Source organism: Natronomonas sp. CBA1123 (genome assembly GCF_009741925.1).
In the GTDB taxonomy this organism is placed as follows: domain Archaea; phylum Halobacteriota; class Halobacteria; order Halobacteriales; family Haloarculaceae; genus Natronomonas.
Window position 1 is genome coordinate 108,615 of the sequence record NZ_WPCC01000004.1, and the last position, 20,957, is coordinate 129,571.

23 protein-coding genes and 2 pseudogenes are annotated in these 20,957 nt (G+C 64.8%); 9 read left to right on the forward strand and 16 right to left on the reverse strand.

Annotated features, from left to right (window positions below):
- Nucleotides 1-35 precede the first annotated feature (35 nt).
- Nucleotides 36-689 (forward strand): hypothetical protein, encoded by a 654-nt coding sequence (locus tag GJ631_RS03725; RefSeq protein WP_370518548.1) that lies wholly within the window; start codon nt 36-38, stop codon nt 687-689.
- Here GJ631_RS03725 and GJ631_RS03730 read toward each other — a convergent pair.
- The 3 genes from GJ631_RS03730 to GJ631_RS03740 are packed head-to-tail and all read right to left on the reverse strand — an operon-like array spanning nt 684 to nt 2,082.
- Nucleotides 684-1,271, reverse strand: coding sequence for an L-threonylcarbamoyladenylate synthase (locus GJ631_RS03730; RefSeq protein WP_370518549.1), 588 nt, complete (start codon nt 1,269-1,271; stop codon nt 684-686). The two genes, GJ631_RS03725 and GJ631_RS03730, sit on opposite strands and share 6 nt — an antisense overlap.
- Nucleotides 1,268-1,783 carry a redoxin domain-containing protein gene (locus tag GJ631_RS03735; protein WP_156707853.1) on the reverse strand — a complete coding sequence of 172 codons (516 nt, stop codon included), beginning with the start codon at nt 1,781-1,783 and terminating at the stop codon, nt 1,268-1,270. Before GJ631_RS03735 ends, GJ631_RS03730 begins: the two co-directional genes overlap by 4 nt.
- On the reverse strand, nt 1,780-2,082 hold the full coding sequence (locus tag GJ631_RS03740) for a glutathione S-transferase N-terminal domain-containing protein (protein WP_156707854.1): 303 nt from the start codon (nt 2,080-2,082) through the stop codon (nt 1,780-1,782). Before GJ631_RS03740 ends, GJ631_RS03735 begins: the two co-directional genes overlap by 4 nt.
- A 122-nt stretch (nt 2,083-2,204) precedes the next feature.
- Between GJ631_RS03740 and GJ631_RS03745 the strand changes: the two genes are divergently transcribed.
- Entirely contained in the window at nt 2,205-3,584 is a 1,380-nt protein-coding gene (locus GJ631_RS03745) for a hemolysin family protein (protein WP_156707855.1), read from the forward strand.
- 15 nt (nt 3,585-3,599) lie between these two features.
- Here the strand turns inward: GJ631_RS03745 and GJ631_RS03750 are convergent.
- Nucleotides 3,600-4,768, reverse strand: a pseudogene (locus GJ631_RS03750) (inorganic phosphate transporter).
- Nucleotides 4,769-4,859: 91 nt separating this feature from the next.
- On the opposite strand from GJ631_RS03750, the gene GJ631_RS03755 reads away from it, so the two are divergent.
- A complete protein-coding gene (locus tag GJ631_RS03755; protein WP_370518550.1) occupies nt 4,860-5,456 on the forward strand; it encodes a YigZ family protein in 597 nt (198 codons plus the stop codon).
- Between the two features lie 147 nt (nt 5,457-5,603).
- On the opposite strand, the gene upp is transcribed toward GJ631_RS03755, so the two are convergent.
- Entirely contained in the window at nt 5,604-6,275 is a 672-nt protein-coding gene (gene upp, locus GJ631_RS03760) for a uracil phosphoribosyltransferase (RefSeq protein WP_156707857.1), read from the reverse strand.
- A 90-nt stretch (nt 6,276-6,365) separates the two neighbouring features.
- Between upp and GJ631_RS03765 the strand changes: the two genes are divergently transcribed.
- Nucleotides 6,366-7,064, forward strand: a complete 699-nt coding sequence (locus tag GJ631_RS03765) for a DUF5828 family protein (protein WP_156707858.1) — start codon at nt 6,366-6,368, stop codon at nt 7,062-7,064.
- A 6-nt stretch (nt 7,065-7,070) separates the two neighbouring features.
- Here GJ631_RS03765 and GJ631_RS03770 read toward each other — a convergent pair whose 3' ends face one another.
- Complete coding sequence (locus tag GJ631_RS03770) at nt 7,071-7,574, reverse strand: amino acid-binding protein (RefSeq protein WP_156707859.1); 504 nt, start codon at nt 7,572-7,574, stop codon at nt 7,071-7,073.
- 89 nt (nt 7,575-7,663) lie between these two features.
- Here GJ631_RS03770 and GJ631_RS03775 point away from each other — a divergent pair, with 89 nt between their 5' ends.
- On the forward strand, nt 7,664-8,095 hold the full coding sequence (locus tag GJ631_RS03775; RefSeq protein ID WP_156707860.1) for a PaaI family thioesterase: 432 nt from the start codon (nt 7,664-7,666) through the stop codon (nt 8,093-8,095).
- 12 nt (nt 8,096-8,107) lie between these two features.
- Here the strand turns inward: GJ631_RS03775 and GJ631_RS03780 are convergent, their stop codons facing one another.
- From GJ631_RS03780 to GJ631_RS03795, 4 genes are all read right to left on the reverse strand, one after another.
- On the reverse strand, nt 8,108-9,799 hold the full coding sequence (locus tag GJ631_RS03780) for an aldehyde ferredoxin oxidoreductase family protein (RefSeq protein ID WP_156707861.1): 1,692 nt from the start codon (nt 9,797-9,799) through the stop codon (nt 8,108-8,110).
- A gap of 59 nt (nt 9,800-9,858) precedes the next feature.
- Entirely contained in the window at nt 9,859-11,751 is a 1,893-nt protein-coding gene (locus GJ631_RS03785; RefSeq protein WP_370518551.1) for a cation:proton antiporter, read from the reverse strand.
- A gap of 75 nt (nt 11,752-11,826) precedes the next feature.
- Nucleotides 11,827-12,738, reverse strand: a complete 912-nt coding sequence (locus GJ631_RS03790; protein ID WP_156707862.1) for an MBL fold metallo-hydrolase — start codon at nt 12,736-12,738, stop codon at nt 11,827-11,829.
- A 46-nt stretch (nt 12,739-12,784) separates the two neighbouring features.
- Entirely contained in the window at nt 12,785-13,645 is an 861-nt protein-coding gene (locus GJ631_RS03795; RefSeq protein WP_156707863.1) for a hypothetical protein, read from the reverse strand.
- Between the two features lie 140 nt (nt 13,646-13,785).
- Between GJ631_RS03795 and serS the strand changes: the two genes are divergently transcribed.
- A complete protein-coding gene (serS, locus tag GJ631_RS03800; protein WP_156707864.1) occupies nt 13,786-15,159 on the forward strand; it encodes a serine--tRNA ligase in 1,374 nt (457 codons plus the stop codon).
- Here the strand turns inward: serS and GJ631_RS03805 are convergent, their stop codons facing one another.
- The 4 genes from GJ631_RS03805 to GJ631_RS03820 form a co-directional block, all read right to left on the reverse strand.
- Nucleotides 15,160-15,393 carry a hypothetical protein gene (locus GJ631_RS03805; RefSeq protein WP_156707865.1) on the reverse strand — a complete coding sequence of 78 codons (234 nt, stop codon included), beginning with the start codon at nt 15,391-15,393 and terminating at the stop codon, nt 15,160-15,162.
- A gap of 88 nt (nt 15,394-15,481) precedes the next feature.
- Entirely contained in the window at nt 15,482-15,826 is a 345-nt protein-coding gene (locus tag GJ631_RS03810; RefSeq protein WP_156707866.1) for a nuclear transport factor 2 family protein, read from the reverse strand.
- A gap of 47 nt (nt 15,827-15,873) precedes the next feature.
- Complete coding sequence (locus GJ631_RS03815) at nt 15,874-16,587, reverse strand: molybdopterin-binding protein (RefSeq protein ID WP_156707867.1); 714 nt, start codon at nt 16,585-16,587, stop codon at nt 15,874-15,876.
- A gap of 23 nt (nt 16,588-16,610) precedes the next feature.
- Entirely contained in the window at nt 16,611-17,435 is an 825-nt protein-coding gene (locus GJ631_RS03820; RefSeq protein ID WP_156707868.1) for an HNH endonuclease, read from the reverse strand.
- 274 nt (nt 17,436-17,709) lie between these two features.
- Between GJ631_RS03820 and GJ631_RS03825 the strand changes: the two genes are divergently transcribed.
- Entirely contained in the window at nt 17,710-18,165 is a 456-nt protein-coding gene (locus GJ631_RS03825; protein WP_178918212.1) for a DUF5814 domain-containing protein, read from the forward strand.
- 12 nt (nt 18,166-18,177) lie between these two features.
- Here GJ631_RS03825 and GJ631_RS03830 read toward each other — a convergent pair whose 3' ends face one another.
- Entirely contained in the window at nt 18,178-18,603 is a 426-nt protein-coding gene (locus GJ631_RS03830) for a ribbon-helix-helix protein, CopG family (RefSeq protein WP_156707869.1), read from the reverse strand.
- A gap of 196 nt (nt 18,604-18,799) precedes the next feature.
- Here GJ631_RS03830 and hisI point away from each other — a divergent pair, with 196 nt between their 5' ends.
- Together hisI and GJ631_RS03840 are read left to right on the forward strand one after the other, a co-directional pair.
- Nucleotides 18,800-19,165 (forward strand): phosphoribosyl-AMP cyclohydrolase, encoded by a 366-nt coding sequence (gene hisI / locus GJ631_RS03835; RefSeq protein WP_156707870.1) that lies wholly within the window; start codon nt 18,800-18,802, stop codon nt 19,163-19,165.
- Nucleotides 19,149-20,288 (forward strand): hypothetical protein, encoded by a 1,140-nt coding sequence (locus tag GJ631_RS03840; RefSeq protein ID WP_156707871.1) that lies wholly within the window; start codon nt 19,149-19,151, stop codon nt 20,286-20,288. Before hisI ends, GJ631_RS03840 begins: the two co-directional genes overlap by 17 nt.
- A gap of 1 nt (nt 20,289) precedes the next feature.
- On the opposite strand, the pseudogene GJ631_RS03845 reads toward GJ631_RS03840, so the two are convergent.
- A pseudogene (locus tag GJ631_RS03845) lies at nt 20,290-20,957 on the reverse strand (phosphoglucosamine mutase); the annotation flags it as partial.

The window sequence follows — 20,957 nt, forward strand, 5'->3', positions numbered from 1 at the left end:
GAGGGTTCAAATACGGAGAGGCGACCAGACGCCCCGTGGAGACGTTCAGCGACCTCGCGACGGCAGCGTACTGTCCGCGAAAACTGTACTACCGTCGGCGAGACGACGACCGCGGCCCACCCGAGGAAGTCGAGCGAATCAGAGCGCTCGCGACGCGCTACGAGGAACTCCTCGATTCGGCGACGGACCTCTCGGCGGAACCGATAGCGACCACGCCGACGCAGTACCGCTCGAATCTCGGCAGCGCGAAGGCCCGACTCGACTGCTGGGAGGCGCTCGTCGACCCCCTGAAGACGGACGTGCTACTGGAGGGAAAGGACTGTCGTGGCATCGCTCACAAACTGCTCGAAGACCCCGCCGTTCCGGTCGTCGTTTCGGCGGGTGAACCGCCAGAGCGCGGCGTCTGGGAACCGCAGTCGGTTCGAGCGACCGCGGCGGCGAAGGCACTGGCCTGGGAGCGAGCGGAGCCAATCGAGCGCGCGTTCGTCGAGTATCCCGCCTACGGCCGCATCCGCGAGATTCGGCTCACGACGCGCCGTAAGGCCACCTATCGGCGGGCGCTCCGAACCGTCCAATCGCTCGACGGCCCACCGCCGCGTCTGCACGACGACTCGCGATGTGGTCCCTGTGAGTACCGCGAGCAATGCGGGGTGAAAACGCAGTCGCTGCGGTCGCGGCTTCCCCTATAGGTGTTCGTCCAGCCACGCTTCGATGTCGTCGGCGTGCGCCCCCCGACGGACGATTTCGCCCGCAGAAACGTCGACGACTGTACTCTCAGTACCGGGGGTTTCGCCGCCGTCGATGACGACCGCCCCTTCGCGGATTGTGGCGTCGATTTCGTCGACTCGGCGGGCGCTCGGTTCGCCGCTCCGGTTGGCACTCGTCGCGGTTATCGGGCCGGTGCGACGCGCGAGGTCGCGGGCGACGTCGTGGTCGGGGACCCGGATTCCAACGCGGTCTTTGCTGGCGACGAGAGCGTCGGGGACGCGGTCGTTCCGCTCCAACAGCACCGTGACGGGGCCGGGGAGGAATCGCTCGCAGAACGCCAATTCGAGCTCGGAGGGGTCGGTGTAGTCGGCGGCGACATCGGCGTCGGGAAGCGCCATCGAGAGCGGTTTGTCCCGGGGTCGGCCCTTCGCTTCGAAGACTCGCTCGATGGCGTCGGCGTCGAGCGCGTCGGCACCGAGGCCGTACACCGTCTCGGTCGGGTACACCACGAGGTCGCCGCGGCGAATCGCCGCGACGGCCGCTGTCAGGTCCGGGACGGTCACAGCCGCTCGATTGTGGCCTCGATGTCGCTGTACGGCGGGAACTCCGGCCACTCCGTCGCGACCCAGGCCTCCCGAACCGTTCGCTCCTCGTCGATGACGAACACCGCCGGCCGCGGTTCGGCGATGCCGTTCATCCCGTCGAGGTCGTGACTGATGCCGTATGACTCGGCGACGCCGTTCTGTGGGTCAGAGAACAGTTCGTAGTCCTCGACGCCCCACTCTTCGAGGAATCGGGAGTGTTCGTACGGCGTCGAAATCGAGAGGCCGACGACGCGCGCGTCGTAATCGACCCACTCGCGGTCGTCGATTTCCTGCCAGATGTACGTCGCCGGGAAGTCGCCGTCCATCGGGTAGAACACGAGCACGACCGGCTCCTCGTCGGTCAACGCCGACAGGGAGGCGTCCTCCCAGTACTCGTCGTTGACGAGCGGCCGGGTGAAGTCGGGTGCGGTCTCGCCAGCCTCGGGGTGGTCGGCGTCGCCCAGTTCGACGATATCGAAGCCGAGGTTCATTCGGCATCACCCGCCGCGCTGGCGGTGACGTGTGCCGGGTCGACATCGCCGTCGCCGTACGTCGTTTCGAGATACTCGACGATGTTCGCGCTCTCGCTCATCGTGACGCCGGTCGATTCGTCGACGATTGCGGGGACGGTTCGCGCGCCGCTGATTCGCTTGACGACATCGCGACGGGAGTGTCGCGCCTCGACGAACCGCGAACGGTACTCCAGACCGAGGTCGTCCAACACGCGCACGACGCGCTCACAGAACGGACACGCCTGCAGCCGGTACAGCGTAATCGCTGGTTCGGACATACCGTCACGTTGGGGTGGTCATCGCCTAAGGGTGTCGCCCGCGGACACACACGACACACGACCTCGGGGTTCGCGTCCATGACAACTCTTAATCCCGCGGCCGAAGAACAACGCACGTCTAAATGGGCTCTCTCGCGCTGTCGGTCGTCACGGTCTGGTTACAGGCTGCCCCCGACGCCGGCGAACTTCCGTTCAGTGATACGACCATCATCGTCATCGGTGGCGTAGTGATTCTCGGGTTGGTCGCACTCTCGGGGTTCTTTTCGTCATCGGAGATAGCGATGTTCTCGCTGCCACCACACCGGGTGGACGCGCTCGTCTCCGACGGCGTCCCCGGGGCCGAGACGCTGAAACACCTCAAGGACGACCCCCACCGGTTGCTCGTCACCATCCTCGTCGGCAACAACATCGTCAACATCGCGATGTCGTCTATCGCGACAGGATTGCTGGCGACGTATTTCCTCTCACAGGGACAGGCCGTCCTCGCGTCGACGTTCGGCATCACCGCCCTCGTGTTGCTGTTCGGTGAGAGCGCGCCGAAGTCCTACGCCGTCGAAAACTCAGAGTCTTGGGCGCTCCGCATCGCTCGACCGCTGCAGTACGCGGAGTACGTCCTCATGCCGCTGGTGATTACCTTCGATTACCTCACTCGGCAAGTCAACCGCCTTACCGGTGGTCAGTCCTCGATCGAATCGACGTACGTGACCCGCGAGGAGATTCGCGACATAATCGAGACGGGCGAACGAGCGGGCGTCTTAGAGGAGGACGAACGCGAGATGCTCCAGCGCATCTTCCGCTTTACCAACACTATCGCCAAGGAAATCATGACCCCGCGGCTGGACATGGATGCCGTCTCGAAGGACGCCAGTATCGAGGAGGCCCTCGAGAAGTGTGTCCACGCCAATCACACGCGGCTTCCAGTGTATGAAGGTAGTCTCGACAACGTCCTCGGTATCGTCCACGTCAGCGACCTCGTCCGCGATTACTCCTATGGAGAGAGCCAGGACATCGAACTCGAGGACCTCATACAGGAAACCCTCCACGTCCCCGAGTCGAAGAACGTCGACGAACTGCTCGCGGAGATGCGCGAAAGTCGGATGCACATGGTCATCGTCATCGACGAGTTCGGCACCACCGAGGGATTGGTGACGATGGAGGACATCACCGAGGAAATCGTCGGCGAACTACTCGAAGCCGGAGAGGAAGAGCCAATCGAGTTCATCGACGACCGCACCGCAGTCATCAAAGGCGAGGTGAACATCGACGAGGTCAACGAGGCACTCGACATCGACATCCCGGAGGGCGAGGAGTTCGAGACGCTCGCAGGCTTCATTTTCAACCGGGCCGGCCGACTCGTCGAGGAGGGAGAGACTATCGAGTACGACGGCATCGACATCCACATCGAGGGCGTCGAGAACACGCGCATTATGAAGGCCCGGCTCGTCCGCACCGAGGCCTACGACGAGCCGGAACCCGAAGAGCAACTCGCCGACGAGGAGTGACGCGTCCAGCGACGATTACAGCACCGCGGTCGCGGCGGTGTAGAGGCCGAAGCTCAAGACACTGGCCACTAGCAGCGACCCGACCCACGCCAACACGGTGTAGCCCATTTTCCCGCGGCTGACGCCACCGGCGCCGGCGGCCGCACCGGCGCCGACGACCGCCGAGACGATGATTTCGTTGAACGAGATTGGAACGCCGAGCAGGATAGCCGTCTGTGCGATGGCGAAGGAGGGAATGAGCGCGGCGATAGAGCGGCGTGGCCCGAGCGAGGAGTAGTCCTGTGCGATGGCCTTTATCATCCGGGGGGCGGCGGTCCACGAACCCAACAACAGGCCGACACCGCCGCCGAACAGCAGCGCGATGAGCGGAATCTCGACGCTCGTGGTGTCGAACAGCGGCAACAGGGGGCCGAGCGCGAGCCCACCTGACTGCCGCCCGCGGAGAAGGCGACGAGCCCACCCAACGCGAGCAGGAAGTGGCGTTGGCCCGCCGCTTCGTCGCTGCGCATGTCGGTAGCGAGGGCGAGGGCGACGGCGACAGCGAAGGCCAGCGTCACCGCAACCCGACCGGGGAGGCCGCCGCCGAGCGTCGTCGAGAGACTCCCCACTCCATCGGGCGGCCCCAGAAGAACGAACTCGACGTTCGCCAACAGCGCGCCGACGACCCCTGCGAGTGCGGGAATCGCGACCCGTTCGGCGACTGCCTCCCATCGAAGCAGTTTCGCCGTCCCGTAGGCGATACTCCCGCCGACGAAGGGTGTCAGCGTCCACACCGAGAGGATTTCCGTGTATTTAGCCCACGCGGGCGACCCACCCATCGCCAACCCCGCCCCGACCACTGCGCCGGTGACGGTGAACGCCGTCGCAATCGGGTAGCCGGTGAAGATGCCGACAGCGACGAGGCCGGCGGCGATGCTCAACGCGACGATGGCCGCACCGGGTGACAGCGTCGTGCCGACGACGAGTTCCCGACCGACCGCCTCGGTGACGTTGGCGCCCTGTAGCGTGGCCCCGAGGAGGCCGAGAATCCCGACGAAGAAGCCGGCGCGCATCACCGAGATGGCGTTGGCGCCGACGGCGGGTGCAAACGGCGTCGACCCCGACGACCCGGCGCCGATGGCCCACGCCATGAACAAACTGGCCCCGCCGGCGGCCACGAACGTCGCGAGCGTCAACGCCTCCATCGAATGCGGCTACGTCGGCCGCCCGTATAAATACCGGCCGAACGCGCTTGCGACGCGAAACGCGTTTACCGACAGCGTTCGGAGTCGGTGTGTGCCCGACGACGCCTATCTGACGCTGGCCGGCCGGGGGACGGCGCGGTTCACGGTGCAGGGGTCGGAGTTCATCGGTCACGCGGCGCCGGTCGACTCCGTCGAGGCCGCGGAGGCGTTCGTCGAAGAAATCGAAATCGAGTACGACGACGCCACCCACAACGTGCCGGCCTACCGGGTCCGGGCGGACCCGTTTCGGGAGTACGCCTCCGACGACGGCGAACCGTCCGGAAGCGCCGGCAAACCGATGCTGTCGGTGCTCTCCGGTCGGGAGTTGGAGAACGTCGCCGTCGTCGTCACGCGCTACTACGGTGGGACGAACCTCGGTGTCGGCGGCTTGGTCCGGGCGTACTCGCAGGCGACGAAGGATGCCGTCGACGCCGCCGGCGTCGTCGAACAACGGCCACAGGAGACCTTTCGCGCCGTCGTCGACTACGACGACTCTGGGACGGTCCGGGGCGTCCTCGAAAGCGAGGACGCCACGTTCGACGCCGACTACGGCGAACGTGTCCGGTTTGAAATCCGGGTACCGGTCGCCGAGGCGGACGCGCTTCGGGACCGTCTCCGGAGCGCCACCAGCGGTCGAATCGAGTTGTGACATGGGCGTCCGTCGTGCGTCTGACGCTTCGACAGGAACGAAACCGCAGGAAAGCGGCCATCTCCACGTGAAGTAGAGGGGTTGAGGCGGGTTCGAGTGGAAGTCAGTCGTGGGTGCGGTCTCGCGTATCTCGAGGAGAAACGCCGGTCAGGTGCCGAAGGCTCGGTCTCCGGCGTCGCCGACGCCGGGGACGATGTAGCCGTCGTCGTCGAGGCGCTCGTCGATGCTGACGGTGAGGATGTCGGCCTTCGGGAACGCCTCGTCGACGCGGACGAGTCCCGGCGGCGCGCTCACAGCCGAGAGCACCACCAGCCGTTCGGGGTTGCCCTTCTCCAGGACTTCCTCCAACACCGCGACCATCGTGCTTCCGGTGGCCAACATCGGGTCGGCGACGATGACGGTGTCGTCCTCGTTGATGTCGGGCAGTTTCACGTAGTCGACGGTGATGGGGAACTCCCCGTCGTCGTCCATGCCCGCGTCCTCGTCGCGCCCCGCCGAGATGACGCCCTGGCGGGCGTGCGGGAACGCCTCGACTAGTCCCTCGACGAACGGCGTCGCCGCCCGCAGAACGTTGACGATGACCACATCGTCGAGTCCCTTGACGACCTCGCCGGTGGTCTCCGCAAGCGGCGTCGTAATCGAGACGTACTCGGTGTCCATCATGCCGTCGATGATTTCGAAGCCACAGAGCCGCCCGAGGTCGATGAGGCCGTTGCGGAACGCGACCTGGTCGGTGTCGACCGACCGAAGCTCCGAGAGGGTGTGCTTCGCGAGCGCGTGAGTGATGACGTGGGCGTCATCACGGTCCTCGATTGGCATACCGGTAGGCCGTGCGCCGACGGCTTAAAGCCAGTCGTTGGGAGCGACGAGCGACAAGAGGTAAACGTCCCGGCACCGTAGCCGCCAGCAATGGAGGTCGAAGAGAGCGTCTCCGGCTTCAAAGTTCGTGGGAGTTGGGGAGACATCGTCGAACATGGCGAACGGCTCACTCGTGCGCTGAAGGACCTCGCCGACGAGGAACAGGCCGTCGACGAGACTGCCCTCGAGGAGTGGGACGAGTGGCGGCCGAAGGCCGACGAACGGCTCGGCGAGGACGTCAACGAAAAGACCGCCGAGAAGGCGAGCGTCTCGGAGGGTGAAGGGGAGAAAGCGGGCAAGGGTCCCGACGAGGACCTGAAGACGGCCGGCGAGAAACTCGCGGACTCCTACGACAGCCTCGAAAAGCCCGAGGAGGCGGTCAACGAGTGGCGGAAGTCCATCAACTACGTCGCCCGCGCCGCCGACTCCGCGACGCGGAAAGCCCTCCGGAAAGTCGAGGGTAGCGTCTACAAGAACGTGATGACGCAGGTGTCGCCGTACTACTTCGACAACGAACTCGTGAGCGCGAACCTCTCGCGGGCCGACACCGACGACTACGTCTTCGAGGTGAACGTCAACGACGACGACCTGAAGATTCGCGTCTCCAACAAGTTGGCCGACTACGAGACGTCGGTCGACCGCTGGCACGTCGACACGCCCAAAGACACCGGGGTCGCCGAGGCCGTCGAGGGCCACGCACCCCCCGAAGACGAGGAGACCCACGGCGAATCCGAACCGACGAAGAACTGATAGGCGTCACTCCAACTCGATTTTCCGGACGAACGGCAACGACCGAATCTCGTTTATCAACTCGCCATCGAGCGATTCGTCGGTGACGATGTACAGCTTCGGCTCGTCGGTGAACTCCGGGTCCTCGCTTATCGTCTGTCGAATCGAGATGCCGTGGTCGGCGATACAGCCCGTCACCGCGGCGACGATGCCGGGTTCGTCGGCGTCGCCGACACGAACCGTGAGGACGGTCAAATCGAGTACCGGCGCGAGGTCCATCAACGACGGAATCGCGGAGATGTTCTGGAAGATGCGCCTGAGTTCGTCGTCGGCGAGGATGGCGTCGGTCGTCGCGTCGACGACCCGTCGGTCGACGTCGATTTCCCGGGCGATGCCCGTGTTCGGAATTTCGATACCACCGGAGACGACCCGCCCCTCGTCGTTGACGGAAAAGCCCCGCTCTAAGAGCAGCCGAATGACAGCCTGTTGGCTGGGGCTGTCTTCGAACTTCCGCATGATTTCGTCGAACATATCGGCATCTCACGGCGAGGGGTGTTGTCAGTTACGGGCCCACGAGTCCGAGGGGACGGACTTTTCCTCGCCGGCGGCGGAGTCTCGGTATGGTCCTCTCGGAACTGTTCGACGAGATGCCGTTCAACGACCGACTCGGAATCGAACTACTGAACGCCGAGGACGGTCACGCGGAGGGAAAACTGGAGCTCTCCTCGGAGCACTCCTCGAGCCCCGAGACGATGATTGCCCACGGCGGCGTCACGTACGCCCTCGCCGACACCATCGCCGGCGCGGCCGCGGTGTCGGCGAACTACACCGTCACGCCGACCATCGACATGCGAATCGATTATCTCTCGCCAGCCACCGGTGGGACGCTGTACGCCGACGCGGAGGTCATCCGAAACGGCAACAACGTCGCCACCGTCGAAGTCGACGTCACCGACGAGGAGGGAACCGACATCGCCACCGCCCGCGGAACATACAAGACGGGCGGCGGCGACGGGTCGTCGGCGTGGCGCGGCGAAAACGGCGAGACGTAAGCTCCAGCCGCTTCAGTCGTCGGCCGGGGCCGGACTGCCACTGACGCTCGTTTCGGGGACGGTGCCGTCGTCGTTCCAGCCACGGAGTTCGTAGTAGTTCGATAGCTCCTCGTCGATACCCTCCAGTTCGTAGGGGAGGGCGTCGTCGTCGCTGCGGTCGAAGCCGCGCTCGTTGTTGAAGTGGCGTTCGAGTTCGACGATGCGGCCGCCGACCTCCTGAAGCGTCTCCCAGTCGGTGTCGAACAGCCGCGCATACCGGTCGTGGTCCATACTCGAGAAGGCGAACTTACAGAGGACGCCGGAGTCGTGGACGGCGTTTTTGTTCTCCATCTCGATGAGGCGCTCGGATTTCCCCTCGACGCCGTCGGAGTCGAGCGCCTGGTCGGGCGCGACCAGCGGGTACTCCAGTTGGTACATCTCGGCGTACATGTGGTCGGCGCCGCGGTTCGAGGTGGCGAAGGACAGTCCCTGTCCGTTCAGCGTCCGGCCGTCGTGGGCGGCGAACTCCATGCCCTTCATCGTCCAGTTGTCGACGCCCAACTCCTCGTGGAAGCGGTCGATGCCCTCGGCGAGCGTGTCGCCGACGCCCTCACGGTGGGCGATTTTCTCGATGAGGTCGTGGATGAGGTCGGTGTTGCCGAACTCGTCTTCCGCCGCGAGGTAGGCCGCAATCGAGTCACCACAGGAGATGGTGTCGAGTCCGTACTGGTCACACAACTCGTTGGACTTCATGATGGCGACGAAGTCGTCGACGAGGGCGTTCGAGCCGAACGACATCATCGTCTCGTACTCGGGGCCCTCGGTCTCGAGACCGGACTCCTCGTCGCGGGTCGGCAGTTTACACGCGAAGGCACACGACGAACACGTTCCCTTCTTGTACTTGTGTTCGATGACGGCCGCGGACCCGATGTCGTCGACCTTGTCGTAGCGCAGTTCCTCGAAGTACTTCGTCGGGAGGGCGCCGACGGCGTTGGCGAAGTCGGAGACCGAAACCGTGCCAGCGTCCTTCATCGGACTGCCGGATTCGGACGCCTCCTTGTGAATCTCCATGACGAGTTCCTCGTCGATGCCCTCGATGTCGGGTCGGGAGTCGCCGTCGAAGGTGAGGAACTTCACGTTCTTCGCGCCGAGGACGGCGCCGAGACCGCCCCGACCGAAGGCGCGGGATTCGCTCGTCATGATGCAAGCGAACCGCACCTCGTTCTCGCCGGCGGGACCGACGACGGCGGTGTGTTCCATGTCGAGTCCCGACGACTCCTCGATGTACTCGGTCGTCTCCTCGACGGTCGCCTCCGCGAGGTCTGGGACGGCCTCGAACTCGACGCCTTCGTCGGTGACGTGGACGCCGACGAGTTCGTCGCTCGCGCCGGCGATTTCGACGGCCGAATAGCCGGTGTCGACGAACGGCCGGGACATGAAGCCGCCGGCGTTCGACGACAGCAGGCCGTCGGTCAGCGGCGAGAGGCCGGTACAGGACATCCGGCCGGTGTAGCTCATCATCGACGTTTGCAGCGGCCCCGTCGCGAACACCAGTCTGTTCTCGGCGCCGAGCGGGTCGGCGTCGAACGGAATGCGGTCGTGGGCGAGTTTCGTGCCGACGCCGCGGCCACCGACGAACGCCTCCAGTACGTCGTCGATGTTCTCTTCACTCGTCTCCTGCCGTCCGACGTCGATAGACAGAAGCGGGCCCTCGGTGTGAATCATGGTCTATCCTATAGGAGAGACCGGACCCCTTAAACGGTGTGCCACGAATCCTCGGGGGGTTAATCCCCACGACAGAGGGCCATCGAATCTCGGACCGCGTCGTGTTCGCCGACGAGGGTGATTCGGTCGCCTTCCTGGAGAACGTAGTCGGCATCGGGGACGAACGTTTCATCGTCGTGAGAGACGAGAACGACGAGACAGCGTCCCGGTAGTTCCGGGCCGATTTCGCTGATAGGCCGGCCGACGAACTCGCTGTTGCCGACAGTCACCTCCTGTACGTCGCCCTCCTCGCCGATGGAACTGGACCAACTGGCCAGTGCCGGCCGTTCGATAGCGTTGTCCATGGCTTGGGCCGTCGCCATCGTCGAGGAGATGGTGTCGACGCCCAACTCCTCGAAGGCCTCGACGTTCTCGGCGTCGTTCGCCCGGCAGATGACGCGTCCGACGTCGAACTTCGTGACGGCGAGTTGCCCGACCAGCAGGTTCACCTCGTCGTTGCCGGTCGCCGCGACGACCGTCGAGGCGTTCTCGATGCCGGCCGACCGAAGGGTGTCGATTTTCGTGCCGTCTCCGATGTGGACGGTGAACCCTTCCTTGCGGGCGCTTTCGACTGATTCGTCGTCGTTCTCGATGATGACGACGTTCTCTCCCCTGTCTTCGAGGCGGGTGGCGACCTCTCGGCCGACCTGCCCGCCTCCGATTACGAGTACACGCATTGGTATCACGTCGAGGTATTCCGCGATGTGACGGGCGAACCCGCCCTGCAAGACAACCGTCGCGAGAATCACGAGGAAGACGGTGCCAACCAGAAGCGTCGCGTTGGCCTCCAGTTGGGCGGCCCGTGCGGCGTCTCCGGCGGCAACTGCTTCCTCGGCGACGGCTTGGAGTTCGATGGCGAACAGCGTCGCGACCGACGCGGGAATGATACCCCGCGGGCCGACGAAGCCGACGAACAGCCGTTCGGAGCGCGTGAAGTTCCCCCCGACCGTCGAGAGATACACCAACAGCGGCCGGATGAGGAACACGACGGCGACGACGACCGCTATGCCGCCGACGCCGAGTGCCAGCAGGTCTTCGAGTTCCAGCAGCGCCGCCAGCGCGATGAAAACGAACGACAGCACGATGAGCGTGATGTCGCCTTTGAACTCGGAAATCTGTTCTTCGTAGGGGATATCGAGGTTCCCGAGGACGATACCGGCGGTCGCGGCGGCGGCGACGCCCGCCTCGCTGGCGAGGGTTTCCCCAGCACCGAAGGCGACGAGCGCGCCGGCGAGGACGACGAGTCGAGCGTTCCGGGGGGCGTCCCCCGGCGAGAGGTCGATGTACCTGAGAACGAACCAGACGACGACTGCGACGGTGGCTCCGATGAGGATGCCGCCACCGAGGCGCTCGATGAACAGTCGGAAGAAAGCGCTAAAGGTCGGCTCTTCGAGGCGAATCACTTTGAACACCACGACCGCGAGGATGGCCGCGGTCACGTCGTTGACGATGCCCTCGGTTTCCAGTGCAGCCTGGACCCGGTCGCGGACGGGAACGACGGCCAGAATCGGTGTGATAACCGTCGGGCCGGTCGCTATCAGGAGCGCCCCGACGAGAAACGCGATACCCCAGTCGGCCCCGAGGGCGAACCGAACCGCCAGCGCCGTCCCGAACAGCGCGATGAGCGCGCCGATAGTTATCAGTCGAAGGCTCTCGCTCGTGGCCTGCCGAAGCTTCTCTATCCGGAGGTGAAACGCGCCTTCGAAGACGATGATTGCGACCGACAGTCCGACGATGGCCGGGAGGGCACCGAAGGAGTCGCTCGTCACGATGCCGAGTCCTTCGGGGCCGAGTCCGATGCCCGCGGCGAGCAGGAAGACGATACTCGGCACTTCGAAGCGGTCGGCGAGCAGCTGCGCGCCGACGCCCAGCGCGATAATCGCCGCGACGAGTGGAATCAGTTGACTGGACACGGTCCCTCCGTCATCGACTCATCGGTTCACGGCCGCGGCGAATAAACCCCCGGGGACGCAGTCGGCATCGATGGTTCACTCGCTGCCTTCGGCCCGTTCGTCGAGGTAGTGGAACACGCCTCTGACGTTCATCGCAACTTCGCCGTCGCCTTTCTTTTGGCCCCACACCTCGCTGATGTCGCTCTCCTCGACGAAGTGCTCGATGACCGCCGCGTCGTCGTCCATCGCCTCGCGTTTCTCGGCGACGCGTTCGACCCAGTCGGTGATGACGCCGACGTACTCCGAGAGCCGTTCGTCGGTCGCCGCCGGACCGAAGTGGGCGTAACACAGCGTTTCCGGGTCGATTCGGGCTATCATCCGGGCGTCCGCGACGACCTCCTCGAGGTCGAACCCCGGCGGTGGCGAGGTTTCACGGATGGCGTCGTATTCGGGCACGTAGATGCCCGCAGCGTCGGCGGTGAACACGACGTCGTCGTCGGGTTCGTGGAAGACGGCTTGGTGGAAGGCGTGGCCGGGAGCGTAGTGGGTCTCCAGTTGCCGGTCGCCCAAATCGATGGCGGTGCCGTCGTGAATCGGCTCGATACGGTCGACGGGAACCGGCTTCGGTTCCGTGTAGTACTCGATTTGCTCGCCGACGGCGCTTTTCGTCCCCTTCCAGATGGCGTCGGGGTCCGAGAGGAACTTCGCGCCCTTTTCGTGGACGTACACGTCGGCGTCGGTTTCGGCGGCGAGAAAGCCCGCTCCGCCCGCGTGGTCGAGGTGGACGTGTGTGACCACTATCGCTTCGAGGTCGGCCGGCGCGATGCCGACCGACTCCAGTGCGGCCAGGATTCGCTCGTAATTCGTCCCGATGCCCGTATCGACGATGGCGGGGCGTTCGGCGTCGAGGATGTACACCGACCCGTACTCGGGGGTGTCGTACATGCCGGTGTCGACGTAGTAACAGTCCGACACCGCACTCACTTCGTATACGTCTCCGATTCCCATACTGGGGTCTCGGAGTACAGAAGCAAAAAGCCCGACCCCTGCCGTCTCAGAGCGACCGCTGGAGCGCCGACCACAGCGTGTTCTGTCGCTTCTGTAACACCGTAATCGGCGAGGCGACGCTGTACTGCCCGTCGGCGTTCTGTTCGGCGATACCCTCGCTCTCGAAGTCCTCCAGCGTCGACCGGACAGTGTCCTCCGACAGCACCATTCGGCCGGCGATGGTTTCCGGGGTCCCGCTGCCGAGCGTCTGAACGGTGAGATACACCGAGACGCGCTGTGGCGATTCGAGGACGCTCACGAGCAGTTCGTTGACGAGGTTCCCACCCGAGGATTTCGAGGACGTTTCGGTGACGACCATCTCGTCTTCGGTGAGCGGTTCGGCGTCCTCCAGGCGCTCTTCGAGCGCCGAGATGGCTGTTTTGCGGCTTTTCCCCTCGCGTTCGCGTTCGAGCAGTCGCTCCAGTGACTCGGGTTCAGCGATATCGTCGGCGAGGTCGGTCAACTCCGCGACGGTGTAGTCGGCCGGGTCGACGTCGAGGAGGTCCTCCTCGGTGATTTCGTCGTCGGTGGTGAAACTCACTTCGCCGTACCCCTCGACTTGGAGGCCGACCTGCAGTTCGTGGACGCCGAGGCGGAGTCGGTCGCGGTCGAGCACCATCTGGACGGTTTCGGCGAGGTCGAGTTCGAGTGGGTCCTCCGGAGTTATCTCGTCGGCTTGATACTGCTCGTCTTCCGACAGCTCCACCGTAATCTCCCCCTGTGGGACCTCCTCCTCGTCGAGTGCGACCAGCGTGATGCCCTCGAACTCGGCTTCGATGAGCCGGTTCTTCAACTCGAACTCGACGCCGCGTTCGGTGTTCTCGAGGCTCTCCCAGGTGAAGAGCCGCTGGAGATACTGCTCTATCATGGCCGGGGCAACACACCCCCAACACTTCGGTCTGTCGTCAACCCGACACGCTCGGTGTCGCGTTTACTCGGCGCGAGCGGCCGGGAACCGGTCGCACGCGACCGACACGACTTTGCCCGGGCCTGCCGAACCGCCGACAAATGCTATCGAGGCAGTTCGTCCGCGAAAACACCGAGGAGGTCCGGCGGGCGCTGGAGACGAAGGGCGTCGACGTCGACCTCGACCGAATCCTCGAGGTCGACGAGGAGTGGCGACAACTCAAGGCGAAAGGCGACGACCTGCGTCACCAGCGCAACGAGGTCTCCAGTCAAATCGGCGAACTGAAACAGGCCGGCGAGGAGGAGAAAGCCCAGGCCGCAATCGAGGAGTCCCAGGAACTGAAGGCCGAACTCGAAACCGTCGAGGAACGCGCCGAGGAACTCGAAGCCGAACTGGAGGCGGCGCTGCTGGAGATACCGAACGTCCCCCATCCAGACGCCCCCGTCGGCGAGGACGAATCCGACAACGTCGAAGTCGACCGCTGGGGCTTCGAAGACCGACGGGAACTGCCCGAGGAGGTCGTCCCCCACTACGACCTCGGCGAGGAGTTGGACATCCTCGATTTCGAACGCGGCGCGAAGGTGACCGGCGGCGGCTTCTACTTCGCGAAGGGCGAGGGTGCCCAACTGGAACACGCCCTCGTGCAGTTCATGCTGGAGACCCACCGCGAGCAGGGGTACACCGACGTGTTCCCGCCGATTCCGGTCAACTCCGCGTCGATGCGCGGCACCGGCCAGTTCCCGAAGTTCGTCGAGGACGCCTACCGCATCGGCGGCGACAACGACGAAGCCTACGACGACGACGACCTCTGGCTGTTGCCGACCGCCGAGGTGCCGGTGACGAACATGTACCGCGACGAGATTCTCCTCGACGACGACCTCCCCATCAAACACCAGGCGTACTCGCCGAACTTCCGACGGGAGGCCGGCGAACACGGCACCGAGACGCGCGGCATCGTCCGGGTACACCAGTTCAACAAAGTCGAGATGGTGAACTTCGTCCGCCCCGAGGAGAGCTACGACCGATTGGAGGGGCTCCTCGAGGAAGCAACCTCCGTGCTGGAAGCGCTCGGCCTCCCCTATCGCGTCTTGGAGATGTGTACCGGCGACATGGGCTTCACGCAGGCGAAGAAGTACGACGTCGAGGTGTGGGCACCCGGTGACGACATGGACGACGGCCCCGAGGCGGGCGGTCGGTGGCTCGAAGTCTCCTCGGTGTCGAACTTCGAGGACTTCCAGGCCCGACGGGCCGGTATCCAATACCGCCCCGAACAGCACGAATCCGCGGAGTACATCCACACCCTGAACGGTTCGGGTGTGGCGGTCCCCCGCGTCGTCGTCGCCATCCTCGAGTACTACCAGAACGACGACGGCACCGTCGACGTGCCCGAACCGCTCCAGCCGTACATGGGCGGCACCGAAGTCATCGAGGGTCAGGACCCGGTCGGCGAAACCGCGGTCGGCGACGGCGACTGATTACGCCACCGGCCGGGCACAGCCACCACAGAACGTGTACTCTCCATTTACGTTTCGACCGCAGTGCCGACAGCACTGGTCGGTCCGCCACTCGTCTGCGGGTTCGTCGTCGGTTCGGCCTCTCTCGCGACGCCGGTCGAGTGTCTCCAGGTCTTCGTCGTCCCGGACCAGTGGTTCGAAGAGGAAGGCGACCACGACAGCGATGGAGACGGCGACAGCCACACTCAGCAGCATCAATTCGCCGTCAGTAGTCGAGAAGGTTAGCCGCCCTGCCGCTGCTGTACGGCCTTATTTATCAGATTGGGGTAACAGCGGTCGAACCTCACAGCGGGTGTTCGTCGGTGTACGTCCGGAGGTCGGCAATCACCTCGCCGTCGATGTCGAAGGTGTCGACGAAGCCGAACCACACCTCGCCGTCGGCCCGGAGCAGTCGCCCCTCGATGGCGACGCGGCCGCCTGCATCGGTGCTGTACACCGCATCGATTGCGTGCTCGGTGTCGGTTTCGGGCCGCTCTTCGCGCATGAACTCGACGAAGCGCTCCCGACCTGACAGCGTCCGGTCGGGACGCTCGTGGACGAAGTCCGCCGCGAGGAGCGACGTGAGCGTTTCGTAGTCGTCGGCGTCGATGCTCCGGTAGTACTCCCGCGCGAGGGCAGGGCCGTCCATACCGACAGTGGGGCCGGCGTCCGGAAATATTCCGTTGATTCTCCGATTCACTCCGCGAGCGTGACGTTCTCGGCCAGCCACGCTTCGGCATCGTCCAGCGCCGCGGTGTCCTCGGCGGTGAGTTTCAGCCGGTTGTGCCCCGCCTCGCGGTCGGGATAACAGCCGACCTTCACGCCGAAACGTTCCCGCGTCTCGTCGAGTCGTTCGATGAGGTTCGCCTCGGGTTCCTCGGTGTAGAGGAACCGCGACTCCGCGTCACCGTCGAACTCGCCGGCTACGTCCTCGAACATCCGCTCCATCTCCGACGGAATCCCGGGCAGAACGTAGACGTTCTCGACGACACACCCCGGCGAGAGGCCGGCGCGGTTGAGCAGCGGCCGGGCACCCTCGGGAAGCGAGGCCTCCGCTTCGACGTTCACGTCGAGGTCCGGATAGTCGCCCGCGATGGCCTCCAGCGTCCGTTCGATGTCCTCGCGTGCGAGGTCGTTGTCGACGAGCGGTCGGTCGAACGCCGCCGCGACGCCGGCCATCGTCACGTCGTCGGGCGTCCCGCCGAGGCCGCCGGTGACGACGACGGCGTCGAAGGCGTCGCTGTACTCCCGTGTCGATTCGGCGATGACCGCCTCGTCGTCCGGGACGGTCAGTATCCGTCGGACGGAGACGCCGCGGTCGCTCAACTCTCCGGCCAACCACGTCGCGTTGGTGTTCTCCGTGTCGCCGTCGAGCAACTCGTCGCCGACGGTGAGAAGGGCCGCCTGCATGGCCCAATCGTCGGCGCCGGCCGTCAAAGGCCTTCCGCGTTCGGAACCAGCTCAGTCGCCGTTTTCAGCCGTTCGGGGCTGACGCCGCCGAACTCTGCTTTTCGGTGGCAGGACGGGCACAGCGAGACGACGTTTTCGAGGTAGTGAGCGTCGAACTCGGCCGTAACCGGTGTTTCGACGAACGCCCGGACTGGAACGATGTGGTGTACGTCCGGGTTCCGGCTGAGTTCGTCCGCCGTCACCCCACAGAGAACGCACCGGTAGTCGTCCCGTTCGAGCGCCTGCCTGCGGACCCGGTTCCAGCCGCGGCCGTAGTTGGCGTCGCCCCCACCCTTCCAGTTCGGATGGCCGTCGCCAGTGAATTCCTCGGAGAGCCACTCGTACTGACAGTCGGGACTGCAGAAGACGTGTTCTCCGTTGATGTTGTTCTGCTGGCGAAGTATCTTCGCATCACACCAGTCACAGGTCAGTTCGTGCTCGCCACCTGACCAGCGGGGATTCCGTTTTCCCGATATATCGCGTTCGTGACGCCACTCCGCGGATTCGACGCACGACTCGCAGTATCGGCCGGGTTTTGCCGACGGGTAGTATTCGAAGTTCGAGCCGCATATCTCGCACGTCGTTGCAGTTCTGCCACCGCGATAGTTCGGGTTGCTGTCGCCCTCGAACGACATCGCTTCGTCTCGACAGTCGTCGGAACAGTACGTTTTCTCGTGTTCGCTGTGGAACTCGACGCCACAGCGGGCGCACTCTCGGTTCGGGAGCAACTCGTCGTGGGCGGCGCTGTGGTGGACGCCCAACCCACGCTGAGAATCGAACGACCTGCCGCACGTCGGGCAGTCAGGCATACCGTTTCTTTCGCTCCGATTGGATTAGAACGTTCGGAGGATACCGCCGCTCCGGTGGCGAGTTCGTGTAGAATATATTATGAGTCCGGGTGCGGAAATCGAATCCGCCTCACAGCCACCACAAGGCTGTAGGATGCCACTACCCCAACCCGGACACGCAACTGAACCTAGGCAGAGACGAAGTGATATACGTTTCGACTTTCCCAACCCCGTGTAACCCTCCCGCACGGTGTTTCGAGTCGCTTTTCAGCGCCGACGACGTAGGGCGGCCAACGTGGCGATTACGGACAAAATCTACGTGAAGAACCACCGCCAGTTGGCCTCCCAACTGGATACGTCGTTCCCGAAGAGTGCCTTCTCCGGAGCGACGCTGGACATCCTCTTTTCGGGCGACGGTATCGCCAAACTCGACGATGCCTCCCGGGACCGCGTGTTGGAGTTCGCCGAGGACTTCCTCGACTGTGACTGTCAGTCCAACCCCCACTGTGGCTGTCCCGAGCGGAAGTTCATCGCGTATCTGCTGGAGTTGCGGGCACAGGGACTCGGTCCGGACGCCATCGTCGACGTGATGGGTGACGACTACATGGTGTACGCCTACCCCGGCGACGTGTTGTCCTTCCTCGATAGCGGGGTCCGGACGCTGGAGGCGGCCGAACAGCTGGCCGACGTGGACGGACGCGACGAAGCGGAAGCCGAGATTCGCAGAAAGCGCAGTGAACTGTCCGGGTAGCGGCGTCGGGCGTTAGCCGAGGCGGAACGGCTCTTCTTCCTGTTCCTCGCCGTCGAGGTCTTCCAGCTGAATGACCTCCTCTTCGTCTTGCTCTTCGACCTTCTGGCTGAGTTTCGTGACGTACTGTTTGTACTCGTCGAGCTGTTCGCGGAGGTGTTCGGCCTCCAGCTCCAGCCGTTCGTGTTCGCGGACGAAGCTCTTCGGAACCTCGACTTTCGGCGGGAAGCTCTCGGCAGCAGAGGACGTCTCCGTGGCACTGCCGCCTTTCAGTTCGTGTTCGGGGACGACCCGGACCTGGCCGTCGTGGGCGACGAGCGTGTCCACGTAGTCGCGGAACACGGCCGAAAGCGAGATGTCGCGCTCTTCGGCTATCTCCCGGAGGGTCTCGAAGGCGTCCTCGTTGACCCGAAAGGAGATGGTCTTGTTCTTGTTGCCCATATTGGCCCTAGCTGGTTCGTCCACGCATATAAGCGTTTGTCAGACGCACGCACGCCACCGGTCGGCCGAGCGTTCCGACGGACGTCTCACGCTGCCGGTTCTCGCCCTTAAGGCGGATGCGACCGACGCCTGCGAGTGAACCCCTTCGATGGGCTAACGAAAAGGCCTATCCCGACGACTGACCCACTGTCAGGTAATGACGGTCGACCTCGCTTTCGACGAGCAGGAACTGCTTCCAGCGGTCGCACAGGACGCCGACTCCGGCGACGTGCTGATGCTCGCCTACGTCTCCGAGGCGGCGCTGGAGCGGACCCGGGAGACGGGGTACGCCCACTACTACTCCCGAAGCCGCGACGAGCTGTGGAAGAAGGGCGGCTCCAGCGGCCACACCCAGCGAATCGAGGAGGTCCGGGTCGACTGCGACGGCGACGCGCTGCTGTACGTCGTCGAACAGGAGGGCGGGGCGTGTCACACCGGCTACGAGAGCTGTTTCCACCGGACGCTCGACGGCGAGGTCGTCGGCGACCGAGTGTTCGACCCCGACGATGTCTACGGGGAGTGACCACGACGACGCGGCCGCGGAGTTGGAAGCCGCCCACGAACGGGTTCGAGAGCTAGAGCAGAGTCTCGAACTCGACGAGGCCGACCTCGATGCGGTCGCCGACGCCTACGAGTCGGTCGCGACGGTGTTGGACCGCTGGGAGGAGCGGGCGACCGACTGGGACGACTTCGAGGGGTACGTCGAGTTCCGCAACGACATCTCGGAGACCCTGGAGTCGGTTCCCGAAGACGTTCCCGAGAGCGAGGCGTTCCTCGAGGCCGACGGTCACGTCAAGACGAGCGGCGTCACCGGGTCGCTGAAGACGCGTGACTTCGAGGCCGCACGCGAGGCGCTCGCTCCGGCACGGGAGTACGCCGAGACGCGCGAGGAACTGGCCGACGCCCGGAGCCGACATCGGGAGGCGTATCGTGCGGCCCGGGACCGACTGAACGAACTCGAGGACCGCATCGATGACCTCGAACGGCTGGTCCGACTCGGCGAAGCCGACCTCGACGCCCCAATCGAGGAACTCCGGGAGCCCATCGAACGATACAACGACGGCGTCGCCGACGATTTCGCCGCCTTCCGACAGGACGCGTCGGCCCGCGAGTTCCTCTCGTTCGTCGCGACGGCTGCGGAGTATCCGCTGGTCGAGTTCCGGCGACCACCGACGGAACTGCTGGAGTACGTCCGAGAGCGGCCCGCAGGCGAGCATTCGGTGCCCGACCTCGTCGAGTACGCCGACTACTCGCCGTCGAAGCTCTCCCACTACGTCGACGACGCGAACCTGCTGAAGCGCCGCGTCGCGACCAACCGGACGTATCTCGACGGTCTGTCGGCGGACCCGCTGTTCGTCGAGTGGCCGCCCGCCGAGGCTGAGACGCTCCGGTTCCAAGCCGAGGAGTTGGTGTCGCTCGTCGACCGCTTCGCCGACGAGGAGACGGTCGCCGCACTCCGGGCGGTTCGGGAACTGACGCGCCGTAAAGAGTACGAACGACTCCAGACGGCCGCCGTCGCCCGTTCGGAATTGGAGGACGACGAGCGCACACGTATCGAGAACGGTACCGTCGAGTCGGAACTCGAAGTCGCCCGAGAGGAACGTGAGCGGCTTGACGAGGCGATTTCGTCGTACGAACCAGCGTAACTCAGGCGTCGTCTCTCGCTTCGACCATCTCCGTCCGAACACCATCGAGAAGCGATTGTGCCCGGTCGTGGCTTCGTGCCTCGGCGTACAGTCTGACGAGCGGTTCGGTCCCGCTCGGCCGGGCCAACACCCACGCGTCGCCGTAGTCGAGGCGGTAGCCGTCGATGGTCGTCAACTCGGCGTCGGCGTCGTCGGCGTGTCCTTCGGCGGCCGCGAGCATCGCCGTGCGGTCGTCCTCGTCCTCGTACTCGAGGTTCGCCCGGACATTGGCGTAGCCGCCGTGGGACGCGGCCACCGCACTCGCCGAGCGGTCGGCCAGTAACGCGAGGAAGCGTGCGGCGGTGTAGGCGCCGTCGCGGGCGATTCGGTAGTCCGGAAAGAGGATGCCGCCGTTGCCCTCGCCTGCAATCGGAACCGACCGGTTCTCCCGCTGAAGCTCTCGGATGCGGCTGATGATGTAGGTACTGCCGATTGGGGTCAACTCCACGTCGGCGCCGGCGGCGTCGGCCACGTCGACGAGTCGTTGGGAGACGTTGACCGCCGAAACTGTCACGTCGCCGGCGTCGAGTTCCGCGGCGGCGAGCGCCGCGAGAGCGGTGTCGCCCTCGACGTGGTCGCCCCGTTCGTCGACGAATATCGCGCGGTCGGCGTCGCCGTCGTGGGCGATAC